The 19573-nt window shown below is 55.7% G+C and carries 12 protein-coding genes and 1 pseudogene; 2 read left to right on the forward strand and 11 right to left on the reverse strand.

Going from position 1 to position 19573, the window contains the following annotated elements; all coding sequences use genetic code 11:
- Positions 1 to 31 precede the first annotated feature (31 nt).
- The 8 genes from HMPREF3135_RS08480 to HMPREF3135_RS08515 all read right to left on the reverse strand — a co-directional run bounded on the left by HMPREF3135_RS08480 (position 32) and on the right by HMPREF3135_RS08515 (position 13952).
- Complete coding sequence (locus tag HMPREF3135_RS08480; protein WP_070429231.1) at positions 32 to 3682, reverse strand: prealbumin-like fold domain-containing protein; 3651 nt, start codon at positions 3680 to 3682, stop codon at positions 32 to 34.
- Positions 3682 to 4584 (reverse strand): isopeptide-forming domain-containing protein, encoded by a 903-nt coding sequence (locus tag HMPREF3135_RS08485; RefSeq protein ID WP_083276316.1) that lies wholly within the window; start codon positions 4582 to 4584, stop codon positions 3682 to 3684. The genes HMPREF3135_RS08480 and HMPREF3135_RS08485 overlap by 1 nt, the downstream gene beginning before the upstream one ends.
- Complete coding sequence (locus HMPREF3135_RS08490) at positions 4577 to 5689, reverse strand: class C sortase (protein WP_083276315.1); 1113 nt, start codon at positions 5687 to 5689, stop codon at positions 4577 to 4579. The genes HMPREF3135_RS08485 and HMPREF3135_RS08490 overlap by 8 nt, the downstream gene beginning before the upstream one ends.
- Before the next feature lie 215 nt (positions 5690 to 5904).
- Positions 5905 to 7377, reverse strand: coding sequence for a SpaH/EbpB family LPXTG-anchored major pilin (locus tag HMPREF3135_RS08495; protein WP_070429230.1), 1473 nt, complete (start codon positions 7375 to 7377; stop codon positions 5905 to 5907).
- Between the two features lie 679 nt (positions 7378 to 8056).
- Positions 8057 to 8416: a hypothetical protein gene (locus HMPREF3135_RS08500; RefSeq protein WP_070429229.1), complete on the reverse strand. Its 360-nt coding sequence runs from the start codon at positions 8414 to 8416 to the stop codon at positions 8057 to 8059.
- A gap of 169 nt (positions 8417 to 8585) precedes the next feature.
- On the reverse strand, positions 8586 to 9353 hold the full coding sequence (locus HMPREF3135_RS08505) for a class F sortase (protein ID WP_070429228.1): 768 nt from the start codon (positions 9351 to 9353) through the stop codon (positions 8586 to 8588).
- A gap of 9 nt (positions 9354 to 9362) precedes the next feature.
- Positions 9363 to 12365 (reverse strand): VaFE repeat-containing surface-anchored protein, encoded by a 3003-nt coding sequence (locus HMPREF3135_RS11640; RefSeq protein ID WP_070439135.1) that lies wholly within the window; start codon positions 12363 to 12365, stop codon positions 9363 to 9365.
- A gap of 939 nt (positions 12366 to 13304) precedes the next feature.
- Positions 13305 to 13952 carry a hypothetical protein gene (locus HMPREF3135_RS08515; protein ID WP_049171148.1) on the reverse strand — a complete coding sequence of 216 codons (648 nt, stop codon included), beginning with the start codon at positions 13950 to 13952 and terminating at the stop codon, positions 13305 to 13307.
- Positions 13953 to 14464: 512 nt separating this feature from the next.
- Between HMPREF3135_RS08515 and HMPREF3135_RS11210 the strand changes: the two are divergent.
- Both HMPREF3135_RS11210 and HMPREF3135_RS08525 read left to right on the forward strand, forming a co-directional pair.
- Positions 14465 to 15663 (forward strand): annotated as a pseudogene (locus HMPREF3135_RS11210) (IS3 family transposase); the annotation flags it as partial.
- A gap of 111 nt (positions 15664 to 15774) precedes the next feature.
- Positions 15775 to 16698 (forward strand): siderophore-interacting protein, encoded by a 924-nt coding sequence (locus HMPREF3135_RS08525; RefSeq protein ID WP_016421889.1) that lies wholly within the window; start codon positions 15775 to 15777, stop codon positions 16696 to 16698.
- Here HMPREF3135_RS08525 and HMPREF3135_RS08530 read toward each other — a convergent pair.
- From HMPREF3135_RS08530 to HMPREF3135_RS08540, 3 genes are read right to left on the reverse strand one after another with little or no spacing between them, the layout of a single operon-like run.
- Positions 16695 to 17489, reverse strand: a complete 795-nt coding sequence (locus tag HMPREF3135_RS08530) for an ABC transporter ATP-binding protein (protein WP_016421888.1) — start codon at positions 17487 to 17489, stop codon at positions 16695 to 16697. The two genes, HMPREF3135_RS08525 and HMPREF3135_RS08530, sit on opposite strands and share 4 nt — an antisense overlap.
- On the reverse strand, positions 17486 to 18529 hold the full coding sequence (locus HMPREF3135_RS08535; protein WP_042389055.1) for a FecCD family ABC transporter permease: 1044 nt from the start codon (positions 18527 to 18529) through the stop codon (positions 17486 to 17488). The genes HMPREF3135_RS08530 and HMPREF3135_RS08535 overlap by 4 nt, the downstream gene beginning before the upstream one ends.
- 5 nt (positions 18530 to 18534) lie before the next feature.
- Complete coding sequence (locus tag HMPREF3135_RS08540; RefSeq protein WP_167389319.1) at positions 18535 to 19530, reverse strand: FecCD family ABC transporter permease; 996 nt, start codon at positions 19528 to 19530, stop codon at positions 18535 to 18537.
- Between the last annotated feature and the right edge of the window lie 43 nt (positions 19531 to 19573).

Below are 19573 nucleotides of genomic sequence, written 5' to 3' on the forward strand. Positions count from 1 at the left end.
AGGGAATTGGCTCCCTCCGAATCCCTAGCTCTTAAGCGTTACGGCGTCGCATTGCGAAGACTCCGGCAGCTGCCAAAGCAGCACCAGCCATCGCCCACAGTGCCACACCGTTGCCACCAGTCTTAGGCATTTCGCCCTTGGTCACATCGGCAATCTGCAAAATGCCCACCTTCGAATCACACTCTGGAATGCCAGTCTTATCGCACTGATTTCCAGACACCGCGACACCGCCACCGGAGAGAACTTCGATAATCGCATTGCCCTTTTCATCCCACGCCGTGGAGAACTTAATGGGCTCAACGAGCAAGTTGTAACCCTGCGGTGCCTTAGTTTCAATCAGGTAGTAAACACCCGGCGCATCCAGGCCCTGGAGTCCAACACGGCCCGCAGTGTTTGTCTGAGACTGTCGCACTACTGGGTTCGTATCAAGGTTGACACTTCCGTCAGAATTCAAGTTCAGCGCGCCATTGGGGTCGGCACGGTGAACTGCAAACTCTGCACCGTCGAGCAGTCCGCCGGTTTGAATCTGATCCGGCGCATCCGGGTTGTAGCTGACCTTCTCCAAGAAGATTCCCATCTTCTTTTCTGGAGGGGTCAACGGGATGCAGTCGGTATCCTTCCAACCACCCATTTCTGCCTCATTCATAAGGCCAAAGTTGGGTTCGTAGAGACCATTCTCCTCATAGCAACGGTAGTTACCGGACGGCTCTGATGGGTGCCCTTCAGGCACAGATGTTTCATCCAACTTCGATGCGTCGAGAGTGAAACGAACAGTGACCTCATAGACATGCTTGCCGGTACTACCGTCAACACCTTCTGGTTTCGTAATCTTCGGAGTGTTGTTGCCATTTAATGCATACGGACCTGGGCCACGGAAATCCCTAGGCTCACTTAGGCGGTTAAATTCGTCGCGGAACACTACCGTTGCCCCGGTGACGGCCGCCGCACCGACAAACTTCGGCGTGTCTAGCAATTGTCCATAGACGACTTCGTTCGACTCGTATCCCGGAGTCTTGGGGTACTCCACGACCACGTTGTACCTTGCAGTAAATTCGTTTTGCGTGCCCGGTACCGGCTGAGGTTCTGTATCTACCGCAACCTTGTCTACGCAAGCTTCGGTGGAGACATTGTCCGCGTCACCCGGACCCGACTCGGAGTCTGTTGCGACGAGCTTCACACGGTTAGGGCTACATACCGTCTTAAGGTTGCCGTGTTCATCTGTACGCACTGGAGCGGATACAACGAATTCAACCTTTGCATGGGGAGGAATCGTACCGACATAGCCGGTCATGTATTTTCCTTCGCCGCCGGATGGTGCTTCCGCATTCATACCTGCCAAAATGCCACTGCCGGCACCAATCTGGTCCGGTCCAGGCTTACGCCCGTTGACCAACGAAGAACCGGGACCAAAGCCCTCGAACTTTGCGGTTGGGCCGCTCCTATTAATACCGAAATGAGTATCTGTTGGAAGGTACTCGTAGAAAGTGCCACCAGAGCTCGGGTGATCGCTTGTGTTTTCTACCGTAATCGTCCAGAAAGTCCTAGGTTCACCATTGATTATCTCCGTCTTCGAGCGGAGCTTCTTCACAGCGAGGTTTGATTGAAACTCTGGCGGTGGTGCCACCAGGCTAGAGGCAGCATCAGTATTGAACGAATCCGGAAGATTATTCAGAATGTTAACCAACTCAAAGGTCGGCTGGCTGGAGGAAGGATTATCAATCTTTAGCTCAAAACCATTTTGACCAGCCTGGTCACTACCCGCACCGAAACCTAGGTTTCCGTTCGAGTAAGTCCAAGCCTTACCCCACGATGCCGACGAAAACACAATTCGGCGACCATCGAGTGTGGTCAAATTGGACAAATCCCAGGTAGAAATTTGTCCTGTTGCAGTGTCGATGCGCTCCAGAATCACCCTATCCTTTGAACCGGCCTTACTCTGGAAGCCCCACATGTACCGTGGTGCGTCCGGGAGTACTGCCCAGTCCTCGGCAAATGAGATTTGGTTACCGAATACCCGCTCTGCTGTGGAATTGTCCGTGTTCACACGGTAGAACTTACGACTACCGGATGTTGACGCATTTGCCACAAAGTAACCATTTTCGGTCCAGACACCCGCATTCGAGAAGTCGCGGTCGCCTTCAGTTTCAAATGCGGTAGTTTGCGTTCCTGGCTTCTTAATCGGACCTAGGTTGTGTACTTCACCGGTTCCGGGATCGATTTGAAGCAGATTACCTGCCGGATAGCAGTTGTCACCATTCAGACCGCGCTTCTGACTTACTGCGTAGAGCCAGTTGTCATTGGGGTCATACATTAGGGAGTTATACACCCACGGCGAACGACCGACCTCATGGTAGGCCTTACCTTGATCAACTTGTCGGCTCAAAATCGAGGTATCGCGCTTAAGATCCTTCGGCGTACCAGTGACAACGTACACCGGGCTGCCGTAGGCAAACTCTTCTGCCGTCAGCTGACGCGGTGCAGCCTTGCGCACCACTTCCGTCTCTGGAGTCGGATTTTCACACTTCGGAATCGGCGGCGGCGTGGGAAGGTTGAACGTCGCCGAATATACGGTGTTGGTTCCGCCTCGATGCAGCCCCATAAACTGAATCTGCGCAGGACCGCCAATCGAGATCTGTGGCAGGATTACCTGGTACTTCTTATTGCTGATTCTTTTGTACGTAGCTTTGGTCTCGTACCATCCTCCATTCGTACCCGTGTAGTAAACAATCATGTCTGCCGAGTCCTTAGACATGTAACTATCAATGTTCGTTTCAAGAATGACTTCCGTGTCTTTGGGGAGAGTAATCGTCCCATTCGACAACTGGTCTGCGGGAATTACGAAGGTGGGAATGTAGCGACTGCCTTTGAGCACATACCCAGTACCGTTCGTATCTCCGTTATTCTTTGCAATCCTAAAGCTATAGGCGGCATCGGCTGCCGCAGGTGCCGCCATCCTCTGTGGCGCACGCTGCGGTTGTGCAGCACGAGGTGCCGCTACCGGATCATTAGCAGAGGGCTCTGACACCTCAAGCGGTGGCTCACCGGCCTCCACTCCCGGAACATCTGGTGCATCAGCCGCAACAGAGTCGTCTTCCCGCTCGACCCCGCTAGAAGACTCAGCTGGTTCAGCGGACTCCGAATTATCTGGCTTAGGGGTTTCAGAAGTCTGAGCAATCTCGCCTGATGCTGCTACCGACGTATCGCTGAAGATAGCGCCACTCGAAATTTCGGGGGTCTCAAAAACGAACGTTGCCCCATCGACGACCTTAGCGTTCAACCCCGTAATGCTGAACTTCACGGGATTCGAAGAAACATCGACCCCTAGATTGTCTCCCTCACGGAGAGCAATCTTTTTACCGTTGACGGTCAACGAATACTTGCCGTCGGCAAACTCCAAATCAGAGGCGCTATCTGCAGTGATCTCCATTCCGTTGAGAGTTGCATCACTGGCAAACTTTCCTTCAAACTTCGCGGTATCACCGCTGGTAACCGTTAACTGGTCGCCTGACGTCAACGCCACACCGATATCAGTGGTCTGCGCTTCCGCCACAACACCAGCCACCTCTGGCATACCTGCCGGCATGACAACACCAAAAGTGAGGGTCAGCGCCGCAGCGACCGACGCCATCACGCGCACATTTCGCCGCGCGGATTTCGGCTTGCTAAACATTGTCCAGGACATTAGCGTCCCTCACTTCCTTTATCTTTCTTCCTGCTCACCGCAATAATGATGAAGCCCGCACCAATTAATGCGGCAGCTGCCGCCACCAATCCAGCAACCTGCACACCTGTCAGCGCCAGAGAACCTGATGTCCCTGACGATGAAGACTGACCTTGACTTGAACCTGACGCCGATTCGCCGACCGGTTTCTTCGGAGGTTTGGTGGGCGTAGTAGTGGGCGTTGTCGCCGGAGTAGTCGTACCATCCTCCGGCGGCGTCGGAGGTGTGTCCGGCGGAGTCGTCGGCGGTGCCTTAGGTGGCGTCGTCGGAGGTGTCTTAGGTGGAGTTGTCGGAGGTGTTGTCGGTGGTGGAGTTTTACCTGGCGTATGCGACTTCGCTACGATGACGCCTTCGACCGGGTTGGGGTCTTCCGTCACTGTGTGGAAAGGTACCGCGACCAGGAAAGCGTTGATTTCACGGTAGTTACCGTCCGGCGCACTTGAGGTCACAAGGTAGATACCGTCGACAAGCCCGGAAAACTGAACCTCGCCGTTGGCATCTGTCACCTTGGAAAGGTTTAAGTCCTTGTTCCATTTTTGGATTTCGTCAAGGCGGGCCGATTCCACTCGCTTCATATCCGCTGGATTTTTGGGGTCAATCCCCTCCAACCGATCTAGGTGAATGGTCACTCCCTCAACGGAACCTGCGACAGTCTGACCGTCATCATCGGGGTTTCCCTTGGTCAAACGAATCTTCAGCACATTCGTGCCAACAGACTGCTCGACTCCCGCCACGCCGTCACGTCCTGCGACAGGGACAGCCTGCGCGATATCCGCACCTGCCCCAAGGCCAGCGCAGGTGAAAGCAAGCGCAATGGTTCCTGCAACTACGCTGTTCAGCCGGTTATCACGGTTATTAATCATTGTCATGCTCCCACCAGCGGTCTTCATCGTCTCCGTCTTGCTCGGAAGCTGATTGCGGTTGCGACGGATCCGATTTTTCAGCTCGCTTTCTCGTGCGCCTGTGGCGACCGCCAGCGCGATGGCTGGTAACGCTTTCGTCGGCCTGATCGCCGTCATAGTTATCAAAGGAATCTTCGGCCATATCGCCGTCGTGATTGTCTTCATCGAAGGTGTCGTCAATATCTTCCAGCTGGCGTTGACGCCATACCCACCAGGCAAAAGCGGTGCCAAGCACTAGCACGACTACAAGCAAGGTGTACATCCACCACTGCCAACCCGCACCGTGGGTCTGACTGAAAACTTCATCATCCGCTTCATTCAGCGGCACTTGATGGCCACGCACCAAAAGCCTGTGGGTGTTAATGCCATAGGGCGTACACGTAATAAGCGTGACGTAGTCCTGATTGGGCACAGGCCTCAAATCGTCAGTTTCGTGTGGCAGAACGACCTTAATTTGATCGACTACATACTTGAGCCGATGACCGGACACCTGAATATAAAAGGCGTCACCTTCACGGGCTTTGGCTAAATGGTCGAACATTGTTGAGTTCGACAGACCAGTGTGCCCAGTGATAATCGAATGCGTTCCGACGCCGCCGACCGGTAAATCGGATCCATACAAATGACCTAAACCACGTTGCAGGGTCTCATCCGAGGTTCCATGCAGTACAGGCAAATCTACATTGATGGATGGGAAAATGAACCGAGCCATCGCTTCGGTCTCATTTAGTTGATTTAAGTACTCTGCGTACTCGGGATTATCCGCATGGATGCGGTTCAACCACGGATCCAGGATTGGGCCGGTATCGCGACCCTCGTTGTACGCATGCGCCCGTTCCCACTGTGTGTTCTTCACATCTTGTGGAATGTCTTTATCCAATTGCGCATACGCTCGCGCGGCACGCGACGCATTCATGTTGTTCCATGCTGTCGACACCACCGGGTACAGCATGACCAACAAGCCGATTACAACAATAATTGCGGGCAGCGTAAGGCTTTTACGGGCCGGCTTTTCTGATTGCTGGCTAGCATCCAGCTCGACTACCGAAGCAGACGACTGTTCCACGGGACAACTCCCCAAAGATTCCTAAATACGCACAGCCTTCAACAGCCAGATACACCAAACCCGCCGCCAATTGCCACTGCGCAGACAACCAAAATCAATCACAACAGCAGCGCACTGACCACAGTGCGCTAGGCAAAGCAGGGTACACAACGCGTACCCTGCTTCACCGTCCTTAGAGCGGCTTTCGCTCTAAGGCACCGAGTACAAACTCGGATTTAGTTCTTCGATCCGCGGCGAGCGAACCATGCACCAGCTGCGACGATAGCTGCACCGATGGCAGCCAGGATGCCGACACCGGCGCCACCAGTCATCGGCAGGTTTGGAGTGTCCTGCTTGATGTTCTCAATCTCAGAAACCAAAGTGACCTCATCGTCACCCTCGCGCTCACCGGTTGCAGATACGTTGGCTCGAGTGAACTCAATCTCAGTGACATCCTTTTCCGGCAGTGCGTAGCCAGCAGGAGCCTTGGTCTCCTTCAGGCAGAACTTCTTGGTTGCCGGGGCTTCCTTGCCATCCTCGAAGTCGGTCAGGTGCAGACCATCAATGGTGATTGTGCCGTCCTCACCGGTGGTCCAGGTCTTCTCGTCCTTGACAGTTACCTGTGCACCCAGGTCAGATGCCGAGGTGCACTGGTAGAGCTCGAACTCAGCGCCTTCCAGGACCTTGCCCTTTTCCTCGCCGTCCTTCTTCACGACCTTCAGCTTGCCGTGGTAGGTCTCGACCTCATTGGTCTCGTTCTTGACCTCGTTACCGGTATTCGGGTTATTGAAGAAAACTTCACCCTTGTTCTTCAGCACAGTGGTGTCGCCAACCTCCTTGCGCTTAACCTCGAAAGTCAGCGACATCTTGGCACCGGGCTGAACCTTGGCCAGACCCTGATCGGTCAGCTTAACGACGAGCTTGTTTCCGTTCTCAGCCGGATTGTTGACATCGTAGTCACCGGCGCCCAGAACCGTGTCACCAGCCTTGACCTCGGTAACCTGCTGGAAGTCCAGGCGCTGATCCAGCTGATCCTCGAAGCGGAAAGCCTTCAGGCTCTTGCCCTCGCCCCAGGTCGGAGCGTCGGCGTTAATGGTGTAGGTGTAACCATCCTGGATGTGCTTATCCGCATCCTTGACGGTCTTCTCAGTCTTGGTCTCCGTGTTCTTCGGGTAAGCAACGACGTTGTAGTTCCACGCGTCAGATGCCTCATTGACCATCGGAACGGAAACGATGAACGGAGCACCAGTAACGATGCCGGCCGGAGCGTCTGTTTCCTCGACCAGGTAGATGCCCAGATCCAGGTCATCGAAGGCAGCCTTGCCATCGGCACCTGTGGTCTGTTCCTTGACGTCACCAGTCTTATTCTCATCCTTGACGTCTGCAGCCGACTTCGGGAAGGTTGACCAGTCACCATTCTGCAGGTCGTAGTTCAGCTTGGTGATCTTGTAGGTCACGCCAGCGAGCGGCTCGCCCGGTACGCCTTCCATCTCCTGGCCGGTAGCCGCAGTACCCGACTCATTACCCTTCTTCTTGTAGAGGGTGATCGAACCCTTCTTGCTGAAATCGATGTTTGCCTTGTTCACAGCCCCCTGCTCAACAGCAGGTCCTTCAGGCTGAGCAATAACAGCAGGAGCAGAGATACCCATAGACAGGCCGACGATTGCGGCGAACGTTACCGAACGAGCGGTACGAGAGAACTTATTCACGGAAACAGGTCCTTTACAACGGTCCAAAATGAAGCGGCACGCTTCAATACGTCTCGCGATTCACTTCAGACGGCGACATCGATATTCTCCGACCGCACAAAACTGATATTTTCCTTAAGAAAAGACCAGCCTGTCTAACCTTCTAAGCTTCAGCGTCATGAACTTTTATGTTTGTATGTTGAAACATTCCAGCTCAAGCCCATTGCCCGCTCGGTTAACAGCGCTCAGTGAACCGCTTATATATAACCTAACCGCTTAAGCATCTGACCGATACCCCAAGGAGAACGGGCCGCGACACCTGGGCATGAAAACCCTTCGCATTCACACTTCGTACTACCTCCGCGATAGCTCTTTGCACTGTTCGCGACGGGCTTTTGCCCATTCACCCAAAAAAGCGTCAAGATTTCCTCGATTTATCCCCCTTCCCCCAATCAGGGCTAACCAGTTGGTTTGTATCAATAGCTTTTACCCCCTACCGCTATCGTCGCAGCGCACGCCGGGCAAATGAGGGCTCATCAACCTTCTCGTATTTGCTGTCACGACAACGTCGTCAAGCGAAAGCAAAAGGACACCCTCAAAAACCAAGTAACGCCCCGCGACCCACCGCCTTGTGCTAGGACCTGTAAAAGCACAGAGACAGTAAGCGACACGGGGCGCGCTGTGGCGTCACAAGAGGCGTTTAGAGAACCGCCCAGTAGTGAACATCGTTGTAGCCGTTGAGCTTGAGGACGTCACCAACCTGATCGACCTTCTTCTTGCCCTCGGGGGTCATACCATCCGGCATGATCTGCACGTCAGCGCTGTGGTCACCGGTGAAGGTGATGTTGACGTAGTCCTTGCCATCGCGATGCTCAAGCTCGAAGACGTAGCGATTGACGGCCAGCTTGCCCGAGTGCAGGAACCCGCCCTTGCCCGGAGCGACAACTGCAGTGTCAGCGGAGGTTGCAGGTGCAGCTACCGCCTGTGCGGCAGTAGCAACCGGAGCGGCAAGCACGAGTGCGCCCACACCCCAGACACCGATTTTCTTCAACATGCTCATAGGTACTTCCTTATCTTCAGTGTTTCTGCAGTGTTTCTGCAGATTTGATTTGTGTTTTCTGCGACTGTCGGCGCCGCTGTTGTTCGACGGCGTTCAACAGCCGCAGCCAATGAAATTGGTCAATGAATTGAGGCTGCGCCCCAGTGCCCTAGTGCCCTAGCGCACTGGATTAGCGCACTGGAGTGGCCTCGACGATGATGTTGTCGGTGTATCCCAACGTGCCGCCGACGAACTCGCCTCCGCAGGTAATGAGGACCAAGCGGTTCTCACCAACTGCATCGTTGACAGCCTCGGGCATCTGAGCGCCCTTGACCACCTGGATTGGATCCTTGCTGACGGTGAAGTCTCGGCTTTCGCCATCTACCTTCACCGTGACAGTGTCACCAGCTTTCAGGTCAGCGAAACGTGCAGCGTAGCCATCGCCCTGGTCCACCTCATTGACGTGACCGGTAATGACGGACGATCCAGCTGCACCTTTCTCACCCGGGATTGCGGAAGCCGAGTACCAGCCAAGGCGCGAAACATCGGTCGGTGGAATCAGAGATCCTTGATCAGTCAGCTGAACGAAATCAATCGGAGCCGACTTACCATCAATGAGCATCTCCATCTCGTGCACAGCTCCCCGAGAACCCTGTGCTGGAGTGGGCAGATTCTCCTGCGCACCATCGAGCGTCGAATCATTGCGATTGATCTGGCCAATCACCAGCAGAGCGATAACGCCGATCAATGCGATAGCGGCGATATACACCCTTGGCTGCTTCCACCAAGGCACGTCCTGCAGGTCTCCGGCTTGGCCGTCGGCCTGGTCTTCGTCCTGGCCAAACGGATCAACGTGGTTGAGTGCGCCGGTTTCGGCCTCCGGATCGATGCCGGGCTCGTAACCTGGAGCATTTCCAGGTTCCTTTCCGGTCTCGTCCGAGCCAAACTGATCGGTCATGGAATCTCCTTAGTTCGTGGCTACCGTCGGCAGAGCGTGCGTAGCCAAACCGGTCGGGCCAGACGGAACCGAACTAATTGCACGTCGTTCCGAGTTCGGAGCCAACGGCTTTCCGTGGTTCTTCTGCTTATCCTGGCCAGTGCCTCCGATGATGGTGACGTTGGTGTTGTTCTGCTCCGAGTGCTGATTAATCACAGTGTTCGGGGTGGCAGTGTCGCTGGTCGGTGCGGAGGAATCGTCGTTAGGCGTGTTCTGCTCGCCCTCATCCTTCGGCTGCTCAGATGGCGTGTTCTCTGGGGTCTTGCCATTCGAGACAGTCTGCTCAGCAGAGTTGATGTCCTTGTGAACAGCAACTTCCTTGCCATTGGCATCGGTCAGAGTCTCGAAGACAACCTGAGAAGCGCAGTCGGCGTCAGTGATGATGATCGGAACATCAACCGTGCCTGCGGATGCCGTTGGCACAAAGTGCAGGCGGCTCCTAGCGCCAGTGGACTTGCCCGTCTCCTTGCACATCAGCTCACCGGTCAGGGTGTACTTCGTACCCGGCTTCAGACCGGTGAAGTGCACGGTGTCGATGACGACAGCGCCCTTTTCAACCAGACCCTTGCCGGCAATACCGGCAGTAGTCGTGATGGCTGGGTTGTCCTCAGACTGCGCTGGGGTGCTTGGGTGGTTTGGCTTGCTCGGCTTCTCCGGCTGGGCAGGCTTGATCGGCTTGCTCGGCTTTTCCGGCTGGGCAGGCTTAGTCGGCTTGCTCGGCTTCTCTGGCTGAGCAGGCTTGGTCGGCTTGCTCGGCTTGCTCGGCTTTTCCGGCTGGGCAGGCTTAGTCGGCTTGCTCGGCTTGCTCGGCTGAGCGGGCTTAGTCGGCTTGCTCGGCTTTTCGGACTCGGACGTAGACGGAGTTGTCGTCTCAGACGGCTCTTCCGGCTGTGTCGTCTCCGGCTGCTCGGACGGCTCATCCTCGCTCGGAGTTACCGGAACGGTGGACGTGGTCGGCTCAGTCGAGCTGGTCTCCGGTGCGGTCGTCTCCTCGGACGGAGTTTCGCTTTCCTCAGTCGGGGTGTCTTCCGGCTTCTCCGGAACCTCTCCAGTCACGGTCTGGCTTGCGTCATTGATATCTGCGTGGTCAGCGATCTCATTGACCTGACCAGCGCTTTCCTTACCAGTCGAGTCGACCTCATCAGAGGTCAGGTGCTCGAACACGACAGCCTCAGCAACAGGAGTCTTAACAGAGTCAGACACCTCAAGAGTGACAGTCACAGTACCGCTTGCCGACGTCGGCTTGAACGTCGCCTCGCCATGACCAATCACAGAGCCATCAGCCTTATTAACCAGTTCACCGGAGAGGGTGTAGTTCTTACCAGGCACCAGGCCCTCGAAATGCACGGTGTCGACAACCTTGGCATTAGCCTCAATGCGGTTGCCCTGAAGCTCGGCTACCGTGCGCAGCTCCGGCTCCAGCGGCGTATCAGCGGGTTCGCTCGGCTTAGACGGTTCGGTAGTCTCAGTCGGCTCCGTCGGTTCCGTGGTCTGCGACTCAGTGCTGTCAGTCGGCTCGGTCGGTTCCGTCGGAGCGGCCGGCTTCGTGGACTCGGAGGTGTTAGGAGTAGTCGTCGATGAGCTCGGCTGCTCTTCGCTTTCCGACGTCGTCGGAGTCTCAGACTCACTGGTCTCAGAAGTAGTGGTCTCGCTGGACGACGGCTCCGTTGTCTCTTCGGTCGTCTCCTCGGTTGTCTCTTCGCTCGTCGGGGTCTCTTCGGAGGTCGACGGCTGCTCCGGCTTTTCGCCGTGAACGGTCTGAGCTGCGTCGTTGATGTCCTCGTGGGTAGCGATTTCTACCCGCTGACCATCGGTGTTGTCCTGGCTATCGGCGGTGACCTCTGTCGAGGTCAGCTTTTCAAATGCAACAGCAGCGGTAACCGGCTCATCTACATCATCGGAGACGGTAATCATGACAGCCTGCTCACCCGAAGAGGTCTCCGGAGTGAATTCCACGCTGCCGGTCCCCAAGATGCGATCAGCATTGGTCTTGTCCACCAGGGTGGCGTCCAGGCGGTAGTTCTTACCCGGAACCAGGTCGGTGAACTTCACGATGTCCTTAACCACAGCGCCCGCAACAATCTTGTTGCCGTTCAGGCGAGCCTGAGTGGAGATCGACGGCTTACGCGTGGTCGGCTTCTCCGGCTCGGACGGCTTGGTCGACTCGGACGGGGTCGTGGTCTCCGCAGGCGTGGTCGGAGTAGTCGGCTTTTCCGGTTCGGTTGGCTGCTCCGGTTCAGACGGCTTCGTCGGCTCTGCCGGAACTTCACCGGAAGACGGAGTGACATTGTCAATCACAATGATGTCTTGTTTCTTACCATTGTTGAAAATGTAGCCAGTGCGGTTCGTGCCATCGACAGTGCCCTGACCGACGTTAGCCGGACCAGTGAGGTAGTCGTAGACAGCCTTCGTCGATGGGTTGTGAATGCCCTGGGAGAAGTCAATGCCATCGGAGAAGTGCCACAGAGCGAATTGAGTTGCGTTATTGGCGTCCAGCACTTTCAGACGTCCTTTAACTCCAGCCGCCTTCCCCAGTTCATCCAAACCAACAGCTGGAGAACCGTGGTGCGCAATCCAGTTGAGCTTCCGGTATCGGTCAAAGTCGTTCCGCAGCTTGTTATTGGTATCTGTACTGCGCGAGAACTGACTGAAGTTCTGTACACGACCGGTGTCATAAAGATCACCGGCGACGCTGGCCTCAATGCAGTAACCCATTTTGTGGCTACCAAATGGAGTTGCCGCCTCGTCAAATGCCGCAATGAGTGGCCCAAAATCACGGACATTTCCATTGGCTTCAACACCCTTAACTGTTCCAGGAACACTCAAAATCTTCTGGATCGTCAGGGTTTCGCCAGTGTCTTCTGCCTCCTGCGCATGCGCAATTATTGGAGATTTAGCGAAGAAAAGAGCGAGCACAGCCACGAAGCTAAAAAGCGCCAACCAGCGCTTCTCGTTTGTAAAACGACCGAACATGAGCCCTCCCCCTTCCTTCGATTTCAGTGCGTTATACACCTTTCGCTACCTTTCCAGCCTTCAATTAACAATCAATGACCACGCATAAGCGTCTCCAGCCCCCATCACAGGTAGCCCAGTTGACATCGCCTTCTAATTCTCATTTATAGCGTTGGCCGTCCCCGAATATAACAAATACATTTTATGTTTGTTGAGCCATTTAATTGCCACCCCTATTGTCTTTTATTTCAATGTCAATAATTGTTGTTTGCATATTTTTTCTGGGGTGGACATTTGGACACCACACACATGCCGAAGTTCCACCTTTCGCCACGACACCTAGCCATTCAACCCATAAAATCACGATTAACCTGCGCATATGAAGTTTTTTCAATGAATCCCCGCCCATTAATTTGGGTTAGAATGTCTCCCATGTCACGATTTTCATAATTGTGAGTTACGGCACAAATGACACCCCACCCCCACCTGATGAAAATGCAAGCCAATAAATCTCTAAGAGCAAAAATGATGTCTCAAGACTATTTACAAAAGAATCCCCGGACATCATTTAATAAGCCACATAATTGTGTGCTAATTGCGGCTGCATAAATAATCGCCTCTCCGCCCCAACCTCTCCATCCGCGGTTAATAGACAAAAATGGGTCTGATTCACGGCATTCCAACAGATCACGTTATGTAAAACGCGACTGAATAGGGGACTGCAAATGTGAAACTGTGCGAGTTTATGACACTTTCAGGCCATTTTTCGGGCCATTTTTGACATAAACGCAGTCAGTAACTCGGATCGGCCCAACGTCGCCAGCTATAAACACAAAAAAGCGCCTCCCCACTCCGCAAGGAGTGAGAAGGCGCTCGTGCGCTGTTACGTATTAATAGCCGCGAGAGCTAATAGCTGCGCAGTGTCATTGTAGTGCAGTGCCTAAGTCAGCTTAAACGGCCTTAGATAGCCTTTGCACCGGTGAGGTCCAGGTCGACTGGCAGGTTGTCACCCGCACCGTCCTCGGCCAGCAGGCCACCCTGGTTGTTGCCGCCGGTCTGGGCACCCTGCTCCTGGCCGCCAGTCTGGAGGCCACCCTGGTTCTTACCACCGGTCTGCAGGCCCTGCTCCTGGCCGCCAGTCTGAAGGCCGTTCTGGTTCTTACCGCCAGTCTGGAGACCCTGCTCCTGGCCACCGTTCTGCAGACCCTGGTCGCCACCGACGTTTTGCAGGCTCTGGTCCTGGCCACCGGTCTGGAAACCGGACTGACGCTCACCAATCTGGCCCTTGTCGTTAACCTGGTCGCCGCCGACCTTGTCGCCCTTGTCCAGCTTGTCGCCGCCAATCTGGTCTCCGCCGTTCAGCTGATCGCCGCCAGCGTTCTGGAGACCCTGGTTGCCGCCAACGTTCTGCAGAGCGTTGTCCTGATCGCCACCGACGTTCTGCAGACCCAGGTTGCCGCCCTCAGTCAGAGAGTGGAAGTTCGGGAACAGTGAGTCGACCTGAACCAGTGGGCCCTCCGGGAAGTTCACGTTGAACTCAGGTACCGGCAGCGGAGCCGGTGCTGGCAAGGAGGAAATCAGTTCGCAGATATTGCACAGGTTATCCATGATGATCCTTTAGAAAAATGAAGTGTAGATAAATGGTGTGGCGCGATGCCCAGAGCTGAAGGTAAAGGGCTTCTCGCCTTCTCCTTTGCGGCCACTGCCGTGCTCACACGAAAACCGTACCGGTGATGAAAAACGGTCACAATATAGAAATTCGACCCACTTCAGCCAGGAAATTGGAAACAGAATAACGGCAAAATTTAACCTGCACTTATGCCCAAACGTCGCATGTCACGGGTCACATTGCTAGCCGTTTGGTCACCCCAAGCCAGGCTCGCCTTTTCCAGCAGAAAAGCCTCGGCACCTAATGAACTGCTCCCCATTAGTTGGACTGAGAAATCAGTTACCGACTAGTGGGGAGTAGTTGTCATTGAGAGCACGAAGTTCGCTAAGTGAATATCAGCGCGAGCAGTTGGTTGAACTATTTGAGCAGGGCATGGGTTATACAGCCGCTGCTAATGCTCTGGGTGTCTCCAAACACGCTGTGCGCCGGCTCTATTGTCGGTTTGTGCTGCATGGCAGGCTATGTCTTGTGGAGAAACCGACTAAGCAGCAGTATTCGTTTGAGATTAAGAAGGAAGTTGTCCAACGCCACCTTGCTGGCTAGACAGCGATGGATCTTGCGCGTGAATTTGGCCTGTCATCACAGCAGCTGGTCCGCGGGTGGTCGTGGAAATGGCGCAAAGACGGCGATGACGCGTTGAAACCGAAGCCGAAGGGCAGGCCCAAAGGATCGGTCACGCCGAAGCCGCTGTCGGAGGAAGACAAGCTGCGTGGCGAAAACGAACGGTTGCGGGCCGAAAATGCCTATCTAAAAAAAATTGCGGGACTTGAGGAATCAGGGACGCGCCTGAAAGTCCAGGCGATTGTCATCCTCAAGTCGCACCACCGCTTGGAGTACCTCCTAGAGGCAGCAGGTATCCCACGGTCGACGTTCTTCTACCACCAACAACGACTCAGTAAGCCAGATAACCACGCCGTTCTCAAGCAAGCGATTCGGGAAAGCTTCGAGCGTAACAAGCATCGCTACGGCTACCGACGAGTGCTACTTGACCTGCGTAACCAGGGCTGGGTGGTCAACCACAAACTCGTCTACAAACTCATGTGCGAGATGGGGCTTCGAGCTAAGATCCGCCAACGTAGACCTTATGTTTCCTACACCGGGACGATCAGCCACATTGCCGACAACAAGCTTGACCGCAAATTCACCCCGGATCAGCCAAATACCGTCTTTGTCAGCGACGTCACCGAGTTCAGGGTTGCAGGCCGCAAGGTCTACCTGTCACCGGTGATGGACTTGTTCGACCGTTCAATCGTTGCCCACACTGTGGCTACATCGCCGTCGACAGCGTTGACCACCGATTCTTTGTCCAAGGCGATCGCGGCGTGGGCACCTGAACCCGGGTGGATGATGCACACCGATCAAGGTTTCCAGTACCAGCATGCCTCGTGGCGTGACCTGATTGGCGACAACGGTGGTGTTCAGTCGATGTCGCGTAAAGCCAACTGTTACGACAACGCGGTCATGGAGAACTTCTTCGGGCACGTGAAAACCGAGATGTACCACGGTGAAGTCTTCGACACGGTCGCAGAGTTCAACCAGGCGATCGATGAGTACATCGGGTGGTACAACACCGAACGCGTCCAACAACGACTCAAGGGCCTGACCCCGATGCAATATCGAAATCAGACCCTTGAAGCCCTAACCGCCTAGAGTTAAACCAGTCCAACTTTCGGGGACCAGTTCACCTCGGATCCCCGCGGGGCTTTTTCTGCCCCTCACCCTTTCACTTTTGCTTTAGGTAAGGGTAAGTTAACTCCCACTATGACCTCGAACCCAGTTACCCTGAACACTCCGACGAACACTTCCGCCTACCGCGCGGCCTTTTCTGACCACCTACTCTTGGCCGCCCCTTCTGAACCGCACCATCGAATCATCCGCGCCACTGTTTATGACGTCAGCGCCCCGGCAGAAAACCTGCAGAGGATTGTCATCCGCTCCCCCGAGCTAGTCGGCTTTCAGCTTTCCGGCCCGGACGAATTCTTTGGCCTCTTTATGCCGGCTAAGCCCGGCGAGAATCTCCATTTACCCCTCCACGGAGGTGGCGCCAATATCCGCGCAAGCGTTACAGCCATGCCGGAGACCCAACGCCCAAATTTACGTTGGTACACCGTACGCTCACTCGATCCCGAGTGCGGACAGATAACTTTCGACGTGGCGACACATGGCGTCAAAAATCCAAAGGATGAGCACGTCGGACCAGGGCTCGCCTGGGCTCTTGCAACTCGTGTTGGCGACCAGGTAGGCATCTGGACATGCCAGGGCCTCTGGCACCGCGCGCAAAGTTCACAAACACTTATCGCAGACCCATCTGCCGTACCTTCCGTTCGCGCCATTTTGGATTACGCGGATGCGTTTGCCCCGGAACAGTTGCGCGACATACACCTCGTAGTGGTCGCCGAGAACCATGGTGACCTCGAGCCATCCCTCGTCGCCGACTGGGAGAGCAAGCTGGGCAGCCTAGAAGTGCTGTTTAGCGCTACAACGGACTTCAGCACGGCAGTGATGTCCCACCTACAGCAACTGGACCGTGCCGAACACCCCGCAACACAGTCGAAGTACGTCTGGGTCGCGGGTGAAGGACAGCTCTGCAAGGAAGTACGGCGCCACGCAATTCACACCTGGGGCCTCAATAGCGAATCCGTGCAGTGGTGCCCCTATTGGTTCCTAGGCAGGGCACGGCCTTAATTAGCCACAATCCCTCGCGGCACAATAATCGGAGCCATACCGCGGGGATCTTCCCACACCTCGGCATTCAGGCCATATGCCTCGCGCAACACATCCACCGTCAGAGCCTCCTTTGGAGAACCCTCGGCGATCTTTTCCCCTTCCTTCATGACGATCATCTCGTCGCTAAAAGCTCCCGCCAGGCCAAGATCATGAAGTACGGTAATCACCGTCTTGCCCTCTTGAGCGAGCTCCCGCACGATACTTAGAATCTCTATCGCATGTGCCGGATCTAGGTAGGTAGTCGGTTCGTCCAACAGCACAATTGGCGTATCCTGCGCCAACACCATCGCCATCCAGACCCGCTGCCGCTGGCCGCCAGAAAGCTCCGCCACGTCGCGGGCAACAAGATGGTCAACCTTCGTCTTCTTCAGCGCCTCGCGCACTTTTTCTTTATCTTCTGACGCCGTCGCTCCCCCACCCCAGAGCGATCGACGATAAGGGTGCCGTCCGCGCTCCACAAGTTCTCCAACGGTCAATCCCGCCGGACACAGCGGGTGTTGTGGCAAAAGCGCAATTAGTTGGGCGGCTTCGCGCGACCGCAAACTATGCACGTCCTTTTTCTCTACAAGAACCCGTCCTTCGGCGGGAGCAAGCAGCCGAGAAAGCGTCTTGAGCAACGTCGACTTGCCACAACCATTGGGGCCTAAGAGCGTGGTGACCTTCCCGGGCTCTGCAGTGAAAGACACGTCCTTAACAATGCTTGGGCCGTCGTTGTAGCCCACGGTGACGTGATCAACTTGAACGTTCATTGAACCATTCCTTTCAGAGTTCCGCGACGGGCCGCCAACCACACAAGCAACACCAACGCGGGGCCACCGATGATGGCGGTAACCAAACCCACAGGGGATGTAAATGGCAGTGCGCCCGCCACGACGGCGCACGCAGCTAATAGAGCAGCGCCTGCAAAAGTAGAGCACAACGGATGGGGCGTGGGCGTTCCGGCCACCAGCTTGGCCAGCTGAGGAGCCAATAGTGCCACGAATCCAATTGGGCCGACAAAGGAAACCACCACCGCGACAATGCCCGTTGCGGCAATGAGCAAAATAGCGCGCACCCTCGTGACATTTACCCCAAGTGTGGACGCGGTGGCGTCATCATGAGAAAGAAGAGGGACATCGCGCGTAACACAAAGGCCTAAAACTACGAAGGGCAACAGGCCCAACACCATAGGAAACAAAGCTTCCATACGCACAAAGCCGGTAGACCCAGCGAGCCAAGTTTGGGCATCCGTGGCACGAGTTAAGTCAGCCCGGAGCAGGAGATACTGCACTAAAGACTGCGTGAGGAAAGACAGTGCCAGGCCGATGACCACTACGCGCTGCGACGTCCCGAAGCCACCGAGTAGAACGAGCAAACCAACGATCACTAGTGCGCCAAGCAAAGCGAGTGCAGCACGCCACCAGAACGTCGGCACCCCCTCACTCCATGCAGGGCGGGTAACTACGGTGCCCGCCACAACCAAAACCGCCGCGCCGCCGGATACACCGAGAATGTCCGGGCTGGCCAGCGGATTGCGGGCCATGGTCTGAGTCCACGCACCTGCCAGCCCTAGAGCCGCGCCGACCAGAACGGTAGCGATTGCTACAGGCAGGCGGAGATCCCACACCACGTTGATTGCTTGCTGTGTGCCCCCACCGGTGAGAACCTCGATGACTTCCATCGGGCTGAGCTTCACCGCTCCTTGCCCCAGGATTAAGCAGTAACAAAGAGCCGCTATGAGGGCGAACCCTGCCGAAGCCGCCAGGACGCGTCTGCTTCGTGAACGCTTAATACTACGGATAGACGTCATATCGCTCATATCGTCAGCTCCGAGTCATTCGAGGTCGGTGAACTCTTCTTACGTCGCACCGCCAGAATCATCACTGGGGCACCGACAATAGCTAAGACAATGGACATTTCCAGCTCGTTAGGCTGCAGGACGAAGCGGCCCACAATATCGGCTAGCAACACAGCCGCGCCACCAACAATGCCGGTCGGCAGCAAGAGGCGAGTCAGGGACGGGCCGGTAAACGGGCGTAGTAGGTGTGGCACGGCGAAGCCCACGAATGTCACAAGCCCCACAGTGGCTGTCGCCGAGCCGGCGAGGATGATCACCGCTGCGGCAGCCAACAAGCGGGTTCTCGTGGGCGAGCTGCCAAGGGAACGGGCGGAGTCCTCTCCCATCGCAAGTAGATCCAGCGGGCGTGCTGCAAGCGCACCACATAGAGCACCTAGTGCTAGACCTAAAGCAGCTAAGGCCACGTCTTCCATACCCCGCCCAGCTGTAGAGCCAACGGTCCAGCGGCGGAGCCCTTCCAGGGTGTCGGAAGAATAGAGGCTCAGCATATTCGTGGCCGCTTGCAGGGCGAAGGTAACTCCCACGCCCACGAGTACCAGAGTTAGCGGGTTACGCGATACGCGGGAAATCAACAGCACGATTGAGGCAGCGACGGCCGCCCCGACGAGCCCTACAAGTGTCCGCTCCCCGACCGTCGTTGCCCAGCCCAAGGTCAGTGCCGCAGCGACTGCGAAACTTGCTCCAGCGTTCACGCCGATAATGCCGGGATCTGCCAGGGGGTTGCGGGTCCAGCTCTGAGCAATGGCACCCGCCATAGCCAGGGCTGCGCCTGTGATCACAGCCAAGAGGGTGCGCGGAACGCGCAAGTCCCAAATGATGCCGGATTGCGTAGATGGGTGCGGACCATGCATGAGGATGCTGGTCACTTCGCCAATGGAAAGATCTTTGGAACCCAAGTACAGGGAGGCAAGCAGCAGCAAAGCCAAGCCAACGAGTGCGGCCGAAGTAAGCAAACGCCGGGAAAACACCAAAGAATGTCGAGTTCTTGAAACGGAC

Origin of the sequence: Corynebacterium sp. HMSC14H10, assembly GCF_001807105.1 — a bacterium.
GTDB lineage: Bacteria > Actinomycetota > Actinomycetes > Mycobacteriales > Mycobacteriaceae > Corynebacterium > Corynebacterium jeikeium_D.

Coding starts and splice junctions, on each gene's coding strand:
- HMPREF3135_RS08485 (WP_083276316.1), bottom strand. CDS start 4,584: ATGATTAATAACCGTGATAACCGGCTGAACAGCGTAGTTGCAGGAACC.
- HMPREF3135_RS08515 (WP_049171148.1), bottom strand. CDS start 13,952: ATGGATAACCTGTGCAATATCTGCGAACTGATTTCCTCCTTGCCAGCA.
- HMPREF3135_RS11640 (WP_070439135.1), bottom strand. CDS start 12,365: ATGTTCGGTCGTTTTACAAACGAGAAGCGCTGGTTGGCGCTTTTTAGC.
- HMPREF3135_RS08525 (WP_016421889.1), top strand. CDS start 15,775: ATGACCTCGAACCCAGTTACCCTGAACACTCCGACGAACACTTCCGCC.
- HMPREF3135_RS08505 (WP_070429228.1), bottom strand. CDS start 9,353: ATGACCGATCAGTTTGGCTCGGACGAGACCGGAAAGGAACCTGGAAAT.
- HMPREF3135_RS08500 (WP_070429229.1), bottom strand. CDS start 8,416: ATGAGCATGTTGAAGAAAATCGGTGTCTGGGGTGTGGGCGCACTCGTG.
- HMPREF3135_RS08480 (WP_070429231.1), bottom strand. CDS start 3,682: ATGTCCTGGACAATGTTTAGCAAGCCGAAATCCGCGCGGCGAAATGTG.
- HMPREF3135_RS08535 (WP_042389055.1), bottom strand. CDS start 18,529: ATGACGTCTATCCGTAGTATTAAGCGTTCACGAAGCAGACGCGTCCTG.
- HMPREF3135_RS08530 (WP_016421888.1), bottom strand. CDS start 17,489: ATGAACGTTCAAGTTGATCACGTCACCGTGGGCTACAACGACGGCCCA.